General features: G+C 76.1%; 2 pseudogenes. Both read left to right on the forward strand.

The annotated features are described in order from the left end of the window. Positions 1 to 185 (forward strand): annotated as a pseudogene (locus MTR62_RS21145) (AAA family ATPase); the annotation flags it as partial. Positions 186 to 189: 4 nt separating this feature from the next. Further along, positions 190 to 610, forward strand: a pseudogene (locus MTR62_RS21150) (hypothetical protein); the annotation flags it as partial.

The following is a 610-nucleotide window of genomic DNA, read 5'->3' on the forward strand; positions in this document are numbered from 1 at the left end:
CGGGGGCCGCGCGCGCGCGCGCCGCGCTCGAAGGGCGCGATTACGTCGTACCCGACGATGTGAAGGCGCTGGCCGCAGCCGTGCTGCGCCACCGCCTGCTGCTCAGCCCCGCCGCCGAGATCGAGGGCAAGCAGGTCGAGACGCTGGTCGCCGAGCTGGTCGAGCGCACCGAGGCGCCGCGCTGAGGCGATGAACGCGCCGCTTGCCTCTCCGCTGCCGCACGACTGGCCCGTGCCGGGCGCGTTGGCACAGGCCTCTGCTGGCACGCGGGGTACGGGTACGCCGATCGTGGGGCGCACCGTTCCGGTCGTGCCAACCGCGCGCGCGGCGCTGGTGCTGGCGTTGATGGCGCCGCTCGCGCTGGTGATCGGCGCGGCGTGGCCCGAGGCCTGGGTGGTGGCGCCGCTGGCGGGCCTTGTCGTGCTTGCGCTGGTCTTTATCGATGCCTGGCAGGCCGGGCGGCTGGCCGGGCTGGAGCTTGCCTTGCCCGACGACGGCGAAGTGGGCGCGCCGGTGGAGCTTGGCGCGCGGGCCCGGCTGTCGGGCGGGCGGGCGAGCGGGATGCGGCTGGCGATGGCTTGCGACGGGCGGCTGGTGCCGGACGGACGGC

The organism is Novosphingobium organovorum, from assembly GCF_022832435.1.
GTDB lineage: Bacteria > Pseudomonadota > Alphaproteobacteria > Sphingomonadales > Sphingomonadaceae > Novosphingobium > Novosphingobium organovorum.